This is a genomic window from Actinokineospora bangkokensis (assembly GCF_001940455.1).
GTDB classification, from domain to species: domain Bacteria; phylum Actinomycetota; class Actinomycetes; order Mycobacteriales; family Pseudonocardiaceae; genus Actinokineospora; species Actinokineospora bangkokensis.
Genome location: NZ_MKQR01000004.1, coordinates 31,372 through 45,660 on the forward strand (window position 1 = coordinate 31,372; position 14,289 = coordinate 45,660).

Sequence of the window (14,289 nt, forward strand, 5' to 3'; positions counted from 1 at the left end):
CGGGGGCGCTGGTGAGCCGGGAGCGGGTGGGCGGGTTCCAGATGGGCAGAACTCGGGTGGGCGGGGCGCGGGTGCGGTTCGGCGTGGTCGGCGCCGTGGGGCTGGCGGTGGCGTTCCTCTGGAGCCCCGCGGTCGCCCAGCCCGCGACGCCCGGTGACCCGCCGCAGATCGAGGCGGGCGTGGCGCCCGGGGCACCGGTGCCCGACACCCGCCCGGGCGAGGCGTTCGCCGACCCGGAGGTCGCCGCGCTCCAGCGCACCGCGACCGACGTCCAGCGGGAGCTGGCCGACCTGGCCGACCAGGTGCACGGGGCCGAGCGCGACCTGTCGGCCGCGGCGGAGAAGGCCGACGCCGCCCGGGCCGAGCGCGCCGAGGCCGACCGGGTCGTGGCGGCCCAGCAGGCGGAGGTCGACGACTACAGCAAGGGCGTGTTCGCCGCGCTGGCCCAGCCCAACCAGCTCCAGGTGCTGCTGACCGCCACCGACCCCGAGCAGTTCCTGCAGGGCAGCGACCTCATCGACCGGGTGCGCGCCGACCAGGACGGCAGGCTCACCGCCGCCTACGCCCGGCAGGGCGCCGCCGAGGACGCCGAGGCGCAGGCGGTCGGTGCCGAGCGCTCCGCCGCCGAGCGCAAGTCCGACCTGGACCGGCGCACCGAGGACGCCTCGAACCGGGCGGCGGCGGTGTCGTCGGAGCTGCGCGGGCAGGTCGACCGCACCAACGCCGCCGTGACCGCGCAGCAGCAGGCGCAGAAGGAGCGCAACGACCGCACGGCGGCCAACTGGAAGGCCTACACGGACAAGGTGGCCGCCTCCGGCGTGCGGTTGCCGAGCGCCGCCGCGCTGCGCGACCCGAACGCGCTGCCCGCCGGGCTGTCGCCGCTGCCCGGTGCGGACGGCGCACCCCAGGCGGGGGTCGCGCAGGTGGCGCTGCCGTCGGGGGAGCGGCTGCTGGTGCTGCCCTCGGAGGTCGTCGCGGCCGTGACCAGCGCCGTCGGCGCGCTGGGCAAGCCGTACGTGCCCGCGGGCGGCGGTGAGGGGCCCACCGCGTACTCCTGCGACGGGCTCGTCCGCTCCGCCTTCGCCGCGGGCGGCATCGCGCTGCCCGCCGCCGCGGGGGAGCAGATGGCGGTGCTGTCGCCGGTGGCCACCGCCGACGCCCAGCCCGGCGACGTCGTGTTCCTGGGGCCCGCGAGGTTGGGCGTGCAGGGCGTGGGCGTGGTGCTCGACGGCAAGACCATGCTCGCCGCGGACGCGCGGCTGGCCGGGGTCGTCGTGTCCGACCTGCCCGCGGGCGACACCGTGCTCGGCGTGGGCAGGCCCGCGCTGGCCCAGCGCCCGGCCCAGCCGGTGCCGCAGGCCACCGACGGCGGCCTCACCTGGCGCTGCGGCAGCGTCCGCGTCCCGGCCCGGTCGCAGGGCGAGGCGGCGGGGGCGTGGGGCGGCTACCCGAACGGGCTCATCCCGCCCGCGTCGCTGTGCCTGCTCGGGACCGGGTCGCACATGCTGCGCTGCGACGCCGCCCAGTCCTACCAGGCGCTCTCGCAGGCCTTCGCCGGGTCGTTCGGCGGCCCGCTGTGCATCACCGACTCCTACCGCTCCTTCTCCGCCCAGGTGCGCCTCTACCAGGTGAAACCCGCGCTGGCGGCGGTGCCGGGCACCAGCAACCACGGCTGGGGCCTGGCGGTGGACCTGTGCGGGGGCATCCAGTCCTTCGGCACCGCCCAGTACGCGTGGATGGCCGCCAACGCCCCGCTGTTCGGCTGGTCGAACCCGCCGTGGGCGCAGCCGGGCCGGGGGCGCGAGGAGCCGTGGCACTGGGAGTACACCGGGGCCTGAGACGGGCCGTCCTGGCGGCGTCGAACCGCAGGTCAGCGCGGTGCCCTCGAACGCGTGAGCGAGAATTGTCGTACCCCCCGCCTAGTGTCGGCGTCGACGGATCAGGAGCACCGGCCAGAGGAGGAGCGGGGCAATGATCATCGACTGCGACAGCTGCGAGGTCCGGGGCGACGCGTGCACCGAGTGCGTGGTGAGCGTGCTGCTCGGCGCCCCGCCCACCGTGGAGCTGGACAGCTCCGAGCAGCGGGCCATCGACGCGCTCGCCGACGCCGGGATGGTGCCGCGGCTGCGGCTGGTCCCCATCGAGAAGTCGGCCTGACCCGGGGGTCTGCGGCGCGGAGAACCCGGCGGTGTCCGACACGCGCGGCGCGACCGAAAACGGCCACGCGCCGAGTGGTCGGATCCGTCGCTCAGCGGTTCACCACACCGAGTGATGCAGGTGTACGGCTCGTCACACCACGCAGTTCCGACTGCTCCGTTGGTGTTTTACGAGCAGGGGGCAACCGATTTTTGTCGCCGTGGTGGACGGCTCGCCCTACTTTTCGTAACCTGTCCGAGACCTCGCGACGGCAAGCCACCCACCCCGAGGGTGGCACGCGGGGTCGCCGCCGATCCGGCCAGCAGGCCGGACCGCCCCCCACGGTGGGGCCGCACCGGCGGACGCAGGGCAGTGGTGACGCGAGGCAGCGGTGATCCCGCTCGCCCACCGGACAGGTCCGGGTTCACCGCCCCGCGCCCGGTGGGCCCGTCGGCGGTCAGACGGATGAAGGAGTACGCGCGACTGTGTCGTCGCATCGACTCAAACGTGCAGTGCGTGGCGCCATGAGCGTCGCGGCGGTCGTCGCCGTCGTGAGCTTCTCCCCGACCCCCGCCGTGGCCCAGCAGCAACCCGCGCCCCCGGCCTCGGCCAGCGAGGCGCTCCAGCGCTACAAGGACCTCTCGGCGCAGGCCGAGCAGGTCAACGAGGACCTGCTCAAGGCGCGCACCGACCTGCAGGCCCGCCAGGCCGACCTGGACAAGGCCAACGCCGACGTGGCGATGGCGGCCGAGACCGAGAAGCAGGCGCAGGCGCTGGAGGAGCAGTTCCGCGGCCAGGTCGACCTGCTGGCCAGCGCCTCGTTCCAGGGCGCGCGGTTCAACAAGATCTCCGCGCTGCTCACCGGGTCCTCGCCCGACGACTTCCTCGAGCGCGCCTCCGCGCTCAACGTGCTGGCCAGCGACAACCAGGCCGCCCTGGACAAGTACACCCAGGCGGTCACCACCGCCTCCGACGCCCGCAAGCTCGCCGAGGACGGCCAGCGGCGCGCGACCGAGGCCAAGGCGGCGGCCGAGCAGCTGGCGAACGACATCGTCAAGCACCAGCAGGACCTGCAGGGCCAGATCGACCAGGTCAAGACGGCCTACAACAACCTCTCGTCGAAGGAGCAGACCACCCTCAAGGGCGGCTCCGACGACGGCGTGTACCTCGCGCCCCCCGGCGCCGCGGGCACCGCCATGGAGGTCGCGCTGGGCCAGCGCGGCAAGCCCTACGTGTGGGGCGCCGAGGGCCCGGGCAGCTTCGACTGCTCCGGCCTGACCCTCTACGCCTACCGGGCCGCGGGCGTCAGCCTGCCGCACTCCAGCCGGGCCCAGTACGGCTACGGCAAGTCGGTCTCGCGGGACGCCCTGCAGCCCGGCGACCTGCTGTTCTACGGCAGCAGCGTCGGCTCGATCCACCACGTCGCGATGTACATCGGCGGCGGCCGGATCGTGCACGCCTCCACCACCGGCGTGCCCGTGAAGACCGACACCGTCGACGGCGGTGGCCGCGACTACCTGGGTGCCAAGCGCATCGTCGGCTGATCGGCACCACGGCGCCGCACCGGGTTTTGTCACCCGCGTGAGTGCTCGCTCGGGACCGGGGTCCTCGGACTCCGGTCCCGACGCGTTCCTGCCCTAACATCGTCCGGGTGGGCAGGGCGAGGGTGCGCGGGTGGCTCGCGGCGGCGGTGGCCGTGGCGGGCCTGTCCGGCGTGGCCCTGGTGTCCGTCCCGGCCCCCACCCCGCTCGACGCGCCCGGCCAGTCCGGCCAGGGCAGGCCCATGGGGGCCGTCCCGCCCGCGGTGGGCGCCGCCGACGCCCAGCGCGCGGACGCCGTCACCGACCTGCTCGCCCGCCGCGCGGACGCCCTGCTGCGCCGCGACCAGGCCGCGTTCACCGCCACCCTGGACCCGGCCGCCGACCCGGCCTTCCTGGAGAAGCAGCAGGAGCTGTTCACCAACCTCGCGGGCGTCCCCCTCGACCAGTGGTCCTACACGGTGCGCCCCGAGGACGGCCTGGACCTGCGCGCGCTCGACCCGCCCGCCGCCGACCCCACCGCCGACGAGCAGTGGGCCCCGGGCGTCGACCTGCACTACGCCCTGCGCGGCATCGACCCCACCCCCACCGACCGCTCCCTGGGCTACCTGTTCGCCCGCCGCGGCGACCAGTGGTTCCTGCGCTCGGACACCGCCCTGGAGGACCTGGGCAGGCGCACCTGGCGCGGCCCCTGGGACTTCGGCCCGGTCGAGGTCACCCCCGCCACCCACGGCGTCGTGCTCGCCCACCCCGGCAACAAGCCCATGGTCGACCGCCTCGTCCGCGAGCTGGACCCGGCCGTCGAGGCCGTCACCCGCACCTGGGGCGACCAGTGGCCGCGCCGCGTCGCCCTGCTGCTGCCGGACAGCCCCGCCGAGATGCGCGCCCTGGTCGGCCCCGACTTCCCCGTCGAGTCCGTGGTCGCCGTCGCCATCGCCGACCGGGTCGACACCACCCGCCGCACGGCCACCGGCCAGCGCGTCGTGCTCAGCCCGACCGGGTCCCGGGCGCTGTCCATCGCCTCCCTGCGCGTCGTGCTCCGGCACGAGATCACGCACGTGGCCGCGCGCGTGCAGACCGTCGACGGGTCACCGATGTGGCTGCTGGAGGGGTTCGCGGACTACGTGGGCTACCGGGAGAGCGGTCTGGGCCTGGCCCAGGGCGCCCCGGACCTGGCCCGGTCGGTGCGCGCCGGGACCCTGCCGCCGTCCCTGCCGCAGGACCGGGACTTCCGCGGCAAGGACAAGGAGCTGGACCTGGCCTACCAGCGGTCGTGGTCGCTGGCGAAGTTCGTGGCCGACCGGTTCGGGGAGCAGAAGCTGGTGGCGCTGTACCGGGACCTGGCCGGGGCCGGGCCGATCTCCGCCAACGAGACCGACGCGCACCTGCGGCGGGTGCTGGGGTTGGACCGGGCCGCGCTGCTGCGGAGCTGGCAGGACTACCTGCGGGCCATGCTGCGGTGAGCGCCTGAGCGGGCTCGACGCGGTGGTTCCGCACGCGCGGAGAGGCGGCTTCCCCGGTCGTCCGCCCCTCGCGACCCGACCGGCGCGAGCGCGCCCAGCAGGACTACATTGACGCGGGTGCGCAGGACCCTGCTGGTGACGAACGACTTCCCTCCCCGGCCAGGGGGCATCCAGACCTACGTCCACAACCTGGCCTCCCGGCTGCCCGGTCACGACCTCGTCGTCTACGCCCCCGCGTGGCGCGGGGCCGCGGAGTTCGACGCCGCGCAGCCCTTCGCCGTGGTGCGCCACCCCGGGGAGCTGATGCTGCCGGGGCCGTCCGTGGCCAAGCGGGCGAAGGAGGTCCTGCGGGCGGAGGACTGCGACGCGGTGTGGTTCGGCGCGGCGGCCCCCCTCGCGCTCCTGGGCCCGGGGCTCAAGGCGGCCGGGGCCGCGCGCACGATCGCCTCGACGCACGGGCACGAGGTCGGGTGGTCGATGCTGCCGGGGGCGCGGCAAGCGTTGCGGCGCATCGGGTCCACGACCGACGTCGTCACCTACGTCAGCAGGTACACCCGCGCCCGGTTCGCTGCGGCGTTCGGCAGGCGGGCGGCGCTGGAGCTGCTCCCGTCCGGTGTGGACACCGCGCTCTACCGCCCCGATCCCGCTGCGCGCCAGGAGATCCGTGCCCGCCACGGGCTCGGGGATCGCCCGCTGGTCGTGTGCGTGTCGCGGTTGATGCCGCGCAAGGGGCAGGATTCGCTGATCCGGGCGCTGCCCGCCATCCGCGCGGCGGTGCCCGGGGCGGCGTTGCTCGTCGTCGGGGGCGGGCCCTACCGGTCGCGCCTGGAAGCGCTCGCGGCGGAGGGCGGGGTCACCGAGCACGTGGTGTTCACCGGGTCCGTGCCGTGGGAGGAGTTGCCCGCCCACTACGCCACCGGGGACGTCTTCGCGATGCCGTGCCGCACGCACGGGCGGGGCCTGGACGTGGAGGCGCTGGGCATCGTGTTCCTGGAGGCCGCCGCGTGCGGTTTGCCCGTGGTGGCAGGCGATTCCGGCGGCGCGCCGGAGGCGGTCATCGAGGGCGAGACCGGGCACGTGGTCGACGGGCGCGCGGTGGACGTGCTGGCCGAGCGCGTCGCCGGGCTGCTCGCCGACCCGGACCGCGCGGCGGCGATGGGGGCAGCCGGGCGGGCGTGGATGGAGGAGGAGTGGAGCTGGGACACCCGGGCCAAGCGCCTCGCGGGGCTCCTGGAGGGGGAGTCGGTCTACCGCTTCAGCAGCTGACCCGGGCGGTCCACAGCGGACGGTCAGTCCCGCAGGGCGAAGGTCTGCGCGGAGAAGTCGTCCTCGTCGTCGGGCCGGGGCGGCCGGGCGGGCCGCGCTGGGGCCGCCGGGGTTGCCGGGGTGGGCTCCGGGCGCGGCGGGGGAGCGGTCAGCCTCGCCAGCTCGCCCGCCAGTTCCGGGCCCGCGATCGGGGCGACGACCTCGACGCCCGCGGCGATGGCCCGGTCCGTGGCGTCCCAGATGAGGTCGCGCAGCACCGCCGTCAGCTCGGCGGCGCCCAGCCTGCGGCAGGCGTCGCCCAGGTCGAGGTCGGTGAGCTGCCCGGCCAGGGACACCACCACCCGGATGCCGTGCGGGCCGGTGGCGGTGCCGGTGATCGCGGCCAGCCGGGCCGGGACGTCCCGGGTGCGCTGCTCCAGCTCCTCGGCCAGCGCCAGCAGTTCGTCGCTGGACAGCTCCGCGGTGTCCACGTTGCTCAACCCGGTGCCCGCCGACCCGGTGCTGCCCGGTGCGCGCCCGGTCGGCTCGGTGCCGGGAACGGCGTTGCTGCTCACTGCGCCCTCCACGTGTCCGGGGTGGTGGCCTCGGCGTGCTCGGTCAGCTCGGTGTCGGCGGTCAGGCCCAGGACCTCGGCGTCGCGGTCGGTGAGGCCCAGGGTGTGCCGGGCGCGCTGGTCGGCGACCGCGGTGGCGCGGCGCACCAGCTCCAGCAGCTCCTGCGCCAGGGCCTGCCCGCCCCGGCGCAGGGCGGGCTCGTCGATGCGCAGGTCGAGCAGCGCCCCGCCGGGGGCCACCTCGACCAGCACGTCGCGGCTGTGCGCGGACCCGGACGCGCTCACCTGGGGTGCACCCCGCCGTAGAAGGTGGCCGTGGACAGCGTGTGCGTGCGGCGGGCCACCTGGTCGCCGGAGTTGCCCTCGATGGTGGTGACGGTGTTGCCCTCGACCTTCTCCACGATCGCGATGTGGGTGGACGTCGCGGGGCTCTGCGGGCCGGTCCCGAACAGCAGGACGTCGCCGGGGCGGGCCTCGCGCAGGTCGCCCTTGCCGTAGGAGAGGCCGTGCTCCTGCCCCCACTTGTAGACGTCGCCGGTGAAGGGCAGCAGCGGGATCTTCACCCCGGCCTTGCGCCACACCCAGGTCGCGAACGACGAGCACCACGCCGCGGCCGGGCCGTACTTGTTCTGGTTGCCCGCGCCCTCGTGGTAGCCCAGCTGCGAGCGCGCGTACTTGAGCACGTCGTGCACCCGCTCGCTGCTGGCCTTGGACGTGCCGCCGGACTTCTTGTCGTCGTCGTCCTTGGGCTTGGCGCGGTCGGGCTTGCCGCTGTCCTTCTTGCGCTCGGCCTGCTTGGTCGACGCCGCCGCGGTACCCGCCCGCTTGGCCTTCGGGTCGACGTACCCGTCGTGCTCGACGGCCCGCTCCAGCGACTTCAGCTGCTTGGCGGAGTCGGCCATCTGCTCCTTCACCGAGCGGAACTGCTTGGCGCTCTCCCCGGTGTAGGAGCGCACCAGGTCCGCGACCTCGCCCACGGCCTTGATGATCGCCGCGCGCTGCCCGGTGCCGGTGACGGCGAGCCCGGCGTCCAGCGCCGCCGACGCCCTGGTCGTGTACTCGTCGAGCAGCCGCACCACCGCGGTGTGCCCGCCGTCGAGGGCCGCGGCGGTCCTGGCGACGACCGCGGCGCCGTCGGAGGCGGCCGACGAGGTGGCGCCCAGCGACCGGGTGACCCGGTGGGCGCGGGTGTCGAAGCCGTCGGCGGACTTGCCGCTCCAGTGCTCGGTGGCCGTGCCCGCCGCGGTCCGGTGCCCGTCGCGGTGCTCGACGAGCAGCGCGTGCGCGGCGGCGAGGGCGGCGTGCGCGCGCTGGGCGTCCTCGACCTTGCCCGCCAGCCGGTTGCGGTGCTCGACGATCTGCTCGGCGAACTGCCGGGCGATCCGCTTGGTGTCCATGTCCCCTGCTCCCCCCGCTCAGCCCAGCAGCTTGCTGAGGTCGATCGCGATGCCGCCGTCCTGCTCCTGGTAGGCGTCGGCGGTCCTGCGGGTGGCCCGGCCCAGCTCGGCCGCGTTGCCCGCCACCCCGCTGACCTGGGTGCCCAGCGCCTTGGCGAACCCGGCCAGCGCCTCGGCGAACCCGGAGTCGCGGCCGATGCGGCCGAACCCCTCGCCGGTGATGCCGCCGAGGCCCTTCTTGGCCGACTCGCGCAGCTCCTCGGCCAGCTTCGCGGTCTGCTTGGCGTAGGCGTCGAGCGCGGCGGTGTCGACCTGGAAGCCCTCGGGCCCGCCGCCCCGCCCGCCCTTGTCGCCGCCCCGGTCCGGCTTGCGCCCGCCCTCGCCCCGACCGCGCCCGCCGCCCTCGCCCAGCGCGTCGCTGATCAGGTCGACCAGGTCCTTCTCGTCCATCCCCGCCTCCGCTCGCAGCCCCTCCGGGACACGGGACAACTCTGGCTCGCGGGGCGCCCAGGGGCCAGCACCGCTGCACGCCCGGTCAACACGGGGTGCACAGATGCGCTCGGCGCGGGGTGCGCTCAGCCGGGGAAGAGCCCGGCCACCTCGTCGGCCCGGGACTTCAGGATCGCCTCGCGGCGCGGGGTGCCCGCCGGGGTCAGCTCGCCCGCGGCCTCGGAGAAGTCGGTGGCCAGCACCGCGAACGCCGCGATGCCCGCCGCCCTGGGCACGGTGCGGTTCGCCGCGTCGACCGTGCGCCGCAGCGCCGCGCGCAGGTCCGGGTCGGTCGCGACGTCCACCGAGCGCTTGCCCGCGCGCGCCGCCCACTCCGCCAGCGCGTCCTCGGCGACGGTGATGAGCGCGCCCAGGTGCGGCATCCCGTCGCCGACCACCACGCACTGCGAGACCAGCGGGTCGCGGCGCACCCGGTCCTCCAGCGCCGAGGGCGCCAGCTCGCGGCCGTCGGCGGTGGTGATCGTGTCTCGCAGCCTGCCGGTGATCCGCAGGTAGCCGTCCGGGTCGAGGGACCCCAGGTCGCCGGTGCGCAACCAGCCGTCCACCAGCGCCTCGGCGGTGGCGGCCGGGTCGCGCCAGTACCTGCGGAAGAGGCCGTCGCCGCCCAGCAGCACCTCGCCCGTCTCGTCCACGCGCACCCGCACCCCGGGCAGCGGGCGCCCCGCGGTGCCCGCCCGGAACGCGGCGGCGGTGGTGGCGCAGGCGATCGAGGAGGCCTCGGTGAGCCCGTACCCGGCGTGCACGGGGATGCCCGCGCCGCGGAAGAAGTGCGCCAGCCGGGCGTCGAGCGCACCGCCGCAGCTCAGCGCCGCCTGGCACCGCCCGCCCAGCACCGCGTGCAGCTCCCGGCCCAGCAACCTGCGCGCGAGCAGCTTCTGCGCGCTCAGCAGCGGCGGCACGCCGCCGGTGGCCAGCGCCTCGCTGTGCCGCACGGCCACGCCCTCGGCCAGGTCGAACAGCGCGCCCCGGCCGCGCTCGGCGGCCCGCCGCCGGGCGGTGGCGCGCACCCGCTCGAACACCCTGGGCCCGGCGGCGACGAAGGTCGGGCGGAAGGTCGCCAGGTCCGAGGCGAGGTCGCCGCTGTCGGCCAGGTGCCCCAGCGTCGTCCTGGTGTGCACGCAGGCCAGGGTGAGCACCCTGGCGAACAGCCGGGCCTGCGACATCGACTGGAGCATGGAGTTGCCCGGCACCAGCAGCTCGGGGAACGCCGCGACCAGCCCGCGCACCCTGGCCAGCAGCGCGCCGTGGGTCAGCTCGACCCCGCGCGGGCGCCCGGTGGTGCCCGCCGTGTAGACCAGGGTCGCCAGGTCGTCGGCGCCCACGGCGAGCCTGCGCCGGTGCACCTCGGCGTCGGGCACCCCCGCGCCCAGCGCCACCAGCTCGTCCAGCGCGGGGGCCGCGTCGCCGTCGCCGGTCGCGGGCCCCGGGTCGACCCGCCACACCCGGGTGACGTCGGCGAGCCGGTCCACCACGCCCTCGACGAGCGCGCGGTGCGCGTCGTCCTCGACCACCACCGCCCGCGCACCGCAGTCGCGCAGCTGCCAGGCCACCTGCTCGGCCGAGGCCGTCTCGGGCACCGGCACCACCACGCACCCCGCGGCCCACGCGGCGAGGTCGACCAGCGTCCACTCCCAGCGCACCCGCGACAGCACGGCCACCCGGTCGCCGGGCGCCAGCCCCGCGGCGGCGAACCCCTTGGCCAACGCGAGCACCTGCGCGGCGAAGTCCTTGGTCGTCACGTCGACCCACGTGCCCGCCACCCGCCTGCGGAACCCGATCGCGTCGGCGAACCGCTCCGCGTTGGCCCAGACCACGTCGACCAGGCTCTCCCGGGCCTCGACCGGCACCCCGGCCGCGCCGCTGAACTGGGACACGCCGACCTCCCGACACGCTGTGCGCTCTCCCGGTGACCCCCGGTCCCAACCTAGAGCAGGGCGGCGGCGCCGGGTACCACGCCCCGTGCGAAGCTGGCCGGGTGCCCGCAGTCGACGTCGTGGACGAGACCTTCCTCGCCGTGCCCCCCGCCACCGCGGCCGCCGCGTTCGCCGACCCGGCCGCCTGGCAGCGCTACTGGCCGGACCTGCGCCTGCACGCCTACGCCGACCGCGGCCTGGAGGGCGTCCGCTGGACGGTGACCGGCGCGCTCACCGGCACCATGGAGGTCTGGCTGGAGCCGGTGCTCGACGGCACCCTGGTGCACTACTTCCTGCGCGCCGACCCGGCCGAGCCGCTGCCCGCCAAGGCGGTGGAGAAGCTGCGCCGCTCCCGGCAGCTGGCGGCCAAGGCGCTGGCCCTGCGCCTCAAGGCCGTCCTGGAGGACGGCCGCGCCCCCGGCATCCCCCCGACCGCCGAGTAGCGAGGGTCCCCGCACCCGCCTGTGGCGCGGCTGTGTTTCACCAACCCGCCACCCACCCCCGCGTCCCCACCCGGCACCGTCCCCCACCTGCCACCACGGCCGCCTGCCCCGCCCCAGGCCACGCGGCACGACGACACACGAGCTGACGCCGCCCCACTTCGTGAAACGCTCTAGGCTGGTTGGGGGCGACCCGCCGGTGCGCGGCGGGCGGGAGAGGGCGAGGGTCGGTGGCAGGCAGCGGGCACCGGGTGCACGTCGTGTCCGACGTCCACGGCAACGCCGAGGCCCTGGCCCGCGCGGGCGACGGCGCCGACGCGCTCGTCGTGCTGGGCGACCTGATCGACTTCGTCGACTACCACGACCACGGCGGCGGGATCATGGGCCGCGTCTTCGGCCCGGAGAAGGTGGGCGTCTACGCGCGGCTGCGCCGGGAGCGCTCGCACGTGCGCGCCTCCGGCTACATCCGCGAGCTGTGGTCGCAGCTGGACGACCCGCGCGCGCTGGTCGAGGAAGCCGTCCTGGAGCAGTACGCCCGCCTGTTCGCGGTGCTGCCCACCCCCACCTACGCCACCCCCGGCAACGTCGACACGCCCGACCTGTGGGCCGGGTTCGCCCGCGAGGGGCTGACCGTGCTCGACGGCGCCACCACCGAGATCGGCGGGCTGCGGTTCGGCTTCGTCGGCGGCACCGTGCTGCCCGAGGGCATCACCCCGCGGCGGGGGTCGGCGTTCCGCCCCTACCTGCGCACGCCGGAGGACTTCGCCGCCGGGGTGGCCGGGCTGACCGGGGTCGAGGTGCTGTGCACGCACGTGCCGCCGGACCTGCCCGAACTGGTCTACGACGTGGTGGCCCGGCGGGCGGAGCTGGGCTCGGCGGCGCTGGTCGGGCTCATCCGCGAGCAGCGGCCGCGGTGGTCGCTGTTCGGGCACGTGCACCAGCCGCTGGCACCCCGGCTGCGCTTCGGCCGCACGGAGTGCGTCAACGTGGGGCACTTCCAGCGCACCGAGCGCGCGTACGTGTTGCGCTGGTGAGCACGGCGGCACCCGCGCGGCAGGCCCCCGGTGCCGAGCGGGTGGAGCGGGTAACCTCCTCAGCCATGGCCGATGAGTCCACACAGTCCATCGTGGTCGACGCCCCCGCCGAGGCGATCATGGCGGTGATCGCGGACTTCGGGGCGTACCCGGAGTGGGCGGGGGCGGTCAAGAGCGCCCAGGTGCAGTCCACCGGAGCCGACGGCAGGGCGCAGGAGGTCGCGTTCGCCCTCGACGCCGGGCCGTTCAAGGACGAGTACACCCTCGCCTACGACTGGTCGCCCGACGGGCTGGCCGTCGACTGGACCCTGGTCAAGGGCCAGATGCAGAAGGCGCAGAAGGGCCGCTACGCGCTGCGCGAGACCGGGGGCAAGACCGAGGTGGTCTACACCCTGTCGGTGCAGCTGGCGGTGCCGATGATCGGCCTGTTCCGGCGCAAGGCGGAGAAGATGATCATGGACACCGCGCTCAAGGAGCTCAAGCGGCGCGTCGAGTCGCGCTGAGCCCCGTGCGCATCCTCCTGTTCACCGGCAAGGGCGGGGTCGGCAAGACGACCCTGGCGGCGGCGACCGCGGCCCGGCTGGCCGCCCGGGGCACCAAGACCCTGGTCGTGTCCACCGACCCGGCGCACTCGCTGGCCGACGCCTACGCCACCCCGCTCGGCCCCGAACCGTCCGAAGTGGACCACGCGCTGCACGCCGCGCACGTCGACGCCAGGGTGCTCGCCGACCGCTCCTGGCCCACCCTGCGCGCGGCGCTGCGCTGGGTGCTCGACCGCACCGGCCTCGACGCCCTCGACGCCGAGGAGCTGACCGTGCTGCCCGGCGTCGACGAGCTGCTGGCGCTCACCGAGGTCGCCAGGCTCGCCGCCGAGGGCCCCTGGGAGGTCGTGGTCGTCGACTGCGGCCCCACCGCCGAGACGCTGCGCCTGCTCTCGCTGCCCGAGGCCGTCTCCGGCTACCTCGACCGGGCCTTCGGCGGTGTGGCCGGGGTGCTCGCCGGGGGCGAGGTGCGCGCGGTCGCCGGGTCGCTGCGGACCCTGGCCGAGCACCTGTCCGGGCTGCGCGCGCTGCTCACCGACCCCGCGGTGACCTCGGTGCGGCTCGTGCTCACCCCGGAGCGGCTGGTGGTCGCCGAGACCCGCCGCACCCTCGGCGCGCTGGCCCTGCGCGGGGTGCACGTCGACGCGCTGGTGGCCAACCGGCTGGTCCCCAGGGCGAGCCGCTGGCGCGGTCCGGCGGCGTCCTGGCTGCGGGTGCGCCGCGCCGAGCAGGACGGGGTGCTGGCCGAGCTGGCCGCCTCGACCCCGCTGCCGGTGCACCGGGTGGAGCACCTGGCCACCGAGCCGATCGGGCCCGCCGCCCTGCTCGCCCTGGCCGACGACCTCTACGGCGAGCGGGACCCGCTGGCCGTCGGCGCCGCCCCCGGCGCCCCGCTGCTGTCGGTGGCCGCCGACGGCGACCACGTGCTGCTCACCATCGCGCTGCCGCTCACCGACGGCGCCGCGCTCGACCTGGCCAGGATCGGCGACGACCTGGCGGTCACCGTGGACGGCACGCGCAGGCTCGTCGCGCTGCCGCCACTGCTGCACCGGCGGGCGGTGGTCGACGCCGAGGCCGACGCCGCGGGCCTGGTGGTGCGCTTCGCCGAGGAGGAGTCCGCGTGAGCGCTGGAGCCGACCCCGGCAGCAGGCTGGCCGACGAGCTGGCCCTGCTGCTGTCCGCCGTGGCCGAGCGGGCCGGGCCCTGGCTGGACCGGGTGGCGGTCAGCGAGCACGACGAGCACGCCGCCCCCGGCGGGGTGTGCGCGTCCTGCCCGGTGTGCGCGTTCATCGCCCTGCTGCGCGGCGAGCCGAACCCGATGGCCGCGGGCGCCCTGGAGCGGCTGGCCGACGTGGTGGCGCTGCTGCGCGCGGTCCTGGCCGACCGCTGGGAGCCCGGCGAGCCGCACATGCCCGGCTTCCGCCCCGACCCGCCCGCCCCCACCGAGAACCCGAGGGTCCAGCGCATCCCGGTCCGCCGCAGGTGAGCACGATCGGC

The 14,289-nt window shown here is 75.9% G+C and carries 15 protein-coding genes; 10 read left to right on the forward strand and 5 right to left on the reverse strand.

Translation table 11 applies throughout. From position 1 onward, the window contains the following. The first annotated feature begins 11 nt into the window (after positions 1-11). The 5 genes from BJP25_RS02075 (at position 12) to BJP25_RS02095 (ending at position 6,403) form a co-directional block, all read left to right on the forward strand. The gene (locus tag BJP25_RS02075; RefSeq protein ID WP_233157876.1) at positions 12-1,838 is read left to right on the forward strand and encodes a D-alanyl-D-alanine carboxypeptidase family protein; all 1,827 of its coding nucleotides are present in this window, start codon (positions 12-14) and stop codon (positions 1,836-1,838) included. A gap of 133 nt (positions 1,839-1,971) precedes the next feature. Continuing rightward, positions 1,972-2,157, forward strand: coding sequence for a hypothetical protein (locus BJP25_RS02080; RefSeq protein WP_075973049.1), 186 nt, complete (start codon positions 1,972-1,974; stop codon positions 2,155-2,157). A gap of 503 nt (positions 2,158-2,660) precedes the next feature. Further along, positions 2,661-3,680 carry a C40 family peptidase gene (locus tag BJP25_RS02085; protein WP_233157877.1) on the forward strand — a complete coding sequence of 340 codons (1,020 nt, stop codon included), beginning with the start codon at positions 2,661-2,663 and terminating at the stop codon, positions 3,678-3,680. Positions 3,681-3,787: 107 nt separating this feature from the next. Further along, positions 3,788-5,137: a peptidase MA family metallohydrolase gene (locus BJP25_RS02090; RefSeq protein ID WP_143218837.1), complete on the forward strand. Its 1,350-nt coding sequence runs from the start codon at positions 3,788-3,790 to the stop codon at positions 5,135-5,137. Between the two features lie 117 nt (positions 5,138-5,254). Continuing rightward, on the forward strand, positions 5,255-6,403 hold the full coding sequence (locus BJP25_RS02095; protein ID WP_075973052.1) for a glycosyltransferase family 4 protein: 1,149 nt from the start codon (positions 5,255-5,257) through the stop codon (positions 6,401-6,403). A 23-nt stretch (positions 6,404-6,426) separates the two neighbouring features. Here the strand turns inward: BJP25_RS02095 and BJP25_RS02100 are convergent, their stop codons facing one another. From BJP25_RS02100 to BJP25_RS02120, 5 genes are all read right to left on the reverse strand, one after another. Beyond that, a complete protein-coding gene (locus BJP25_RS02100) occupies positions 6,427-6,957 on the reverse strand; it encodes a Rossmann-fold NAD(P)-binding domain-containing protein (RefSeq protein ID WP_075973053.1) in 531 nt (176 codons plus the stop codon). Next, positions 6,954-7,241, reverse strand: a complete 288-nt coding sequence (locus tag BJP25_RS02105; RefSeq protein ID WP_075973054.1) for a hypothetical protein — start codon at positions 7,239-7,241, stop codon at positions 6,954-6,956. Before BJP25_RS02105 ends, BJP25_RS02100 begins: the two co-directional genes overlap by 4 nt. After that, a complete protein-coding gene (locus BJP25_RS02110) occupies positions 7,238-8,353 on the reverse strand; it encodes a C40 family peptidase (protein WP_075973055.1) in 1,116 nt (371 codons plus the stop codon). The genes BJP25_RS02105 and BJP25_RS02110 overlap by 4 nt, the downstream gene beginning before the upstream one ends. Positions 8,354-8,371: 18 nt before the next feature. Continuing rightward, positions 8,372-8,803 (reverse strand): type VII secretion target, encoded by a 432-nt coding sequence (locus tag BJP25_RS02115; RefSeq protein ID WP_075973056.1) that lies wholly within the window; start codon positions 8,801-8,803, stop codon positions 8,372-8,374. 125 nt (positions 8,804-8,928) lie between these two features. Then, positions 8,929-10,737 (reverse strand): AMP-dependent synthetase/ligase, encoded by a 1,809-nt coding sequence (locus BJP25_RS02120; protein ID WP_075973057.1) that lies wholly within the window; start codon positions 10,735-10,737, stop codon positions 8,929-8,931. A gap of 101 nt (positions 10,738-10,838) precedes the next feature. Between BJP25_RS02120 and BJP25_RS02125 the strand changes: the two genes are divergently transcribed. The 5 genes from BJP25_RS02125 (at position 10,839) to BJP25_RS02145 (ending at position 14,278) form a co-directional block, all read left to right on the forward strand. Then, positions 10,839-11,219, forward strand: coding sequence for a polyketide cyclase / dehydrase and lipid transport (locus tag BJP25_RS02125; protein WP_075973058.1), 381 nt, complete (start codon positions 10,839-10,841; stop codon positions 11,217-11,219). Positions 11,220-11,446: 227 nt separating this feature from the next. Beyond that, positions 11,447-12,250, forward strand: a complete 804-nt coding sequence (locus BJP25_RS02130) for a metallophosphoesterase family protein (protein WP_075973059.1) — start codon at positions 11,447-11,449, stop codon at positions 12,248-12,250. A gap of 65 nt (positions 12,251-12,315) precedes the next feature. Next, positions 12,316-12,753, forward strand: coding sequence for an SRPBCC family protein (locus tag BJP25_RS02135; protein WP_075973060.1), 438 nt, complete (start codon positions 12,316-12,318; stop codon positions 12,751-12,753). Between the two features lie 5 nt (positions 12,754-12,758). Then, positions 12,759-13,916: an ArsA family ATPase gene (locus BJP25_RS02140; RefSeq protein WP_075973061.1), complete on the forward strand. Its 1,158-nt coding sequence runs from the start codon at positions 12,759-12,761 to the stop codon at positions 13,914-13,916. Continuing rightward, positions 13,913-14,278 (forward strand): hypothetical protein, encoded by a 366-nt coding sequence (locus BJP25_RS02145; protein WP_075973062.1) that lies wholly within the window; start codon positions 13,913-13,915, stop codon positions 14,276-14,278. The genes BJP25_RS02140 and BJP25_RS02145 overlap by 4 nt, the downstream gene beginning before the upstream one ends. Positions 14,279-14,289 lie beyond the last annotated feature (11 nt).

Excerpts from the sequence above, each read along its gene's own strand:
- BJP25_RS02080 (WP_075973049.1), top strand. The coding sequence starts at position 1,972 with ATGATCATCGACTGCGACAGCTGCGAGGTCCGGGGCGACGCGTGCACC.
- BJP25_RS02085 (WP_233157877.1), top strand. The coding sequence starts at position 2,661 with ATGAGCGTCGCGGCGGTCGTCGCCGTCGTGAGCTTCTCCCCGACCCCC.
- BJP25_RS02110 (WP_075973055.1), bottom strand. The coding sequence starts at position 8,353 with ATGGACACCAAGCGGATCGCCCGGCAGTTCGCCGAGCAGATCGTCGAG.
- BJP25_RS02115 (WP_075973056.1), bottom strand. The coding sequence starts at position 8,803 with ATGGACGAGAAGGACCTGGTCGACCTGATCAGCGACGCGCTGGGCGAG.
- BJP25_RS02135 (WP_075973060.1), top strand. The coding sequence starts at position 12,316 with ATGGCCGATGAGTCCACACAGTCCATCGTGGTCGACGCCCCCGCCGAG.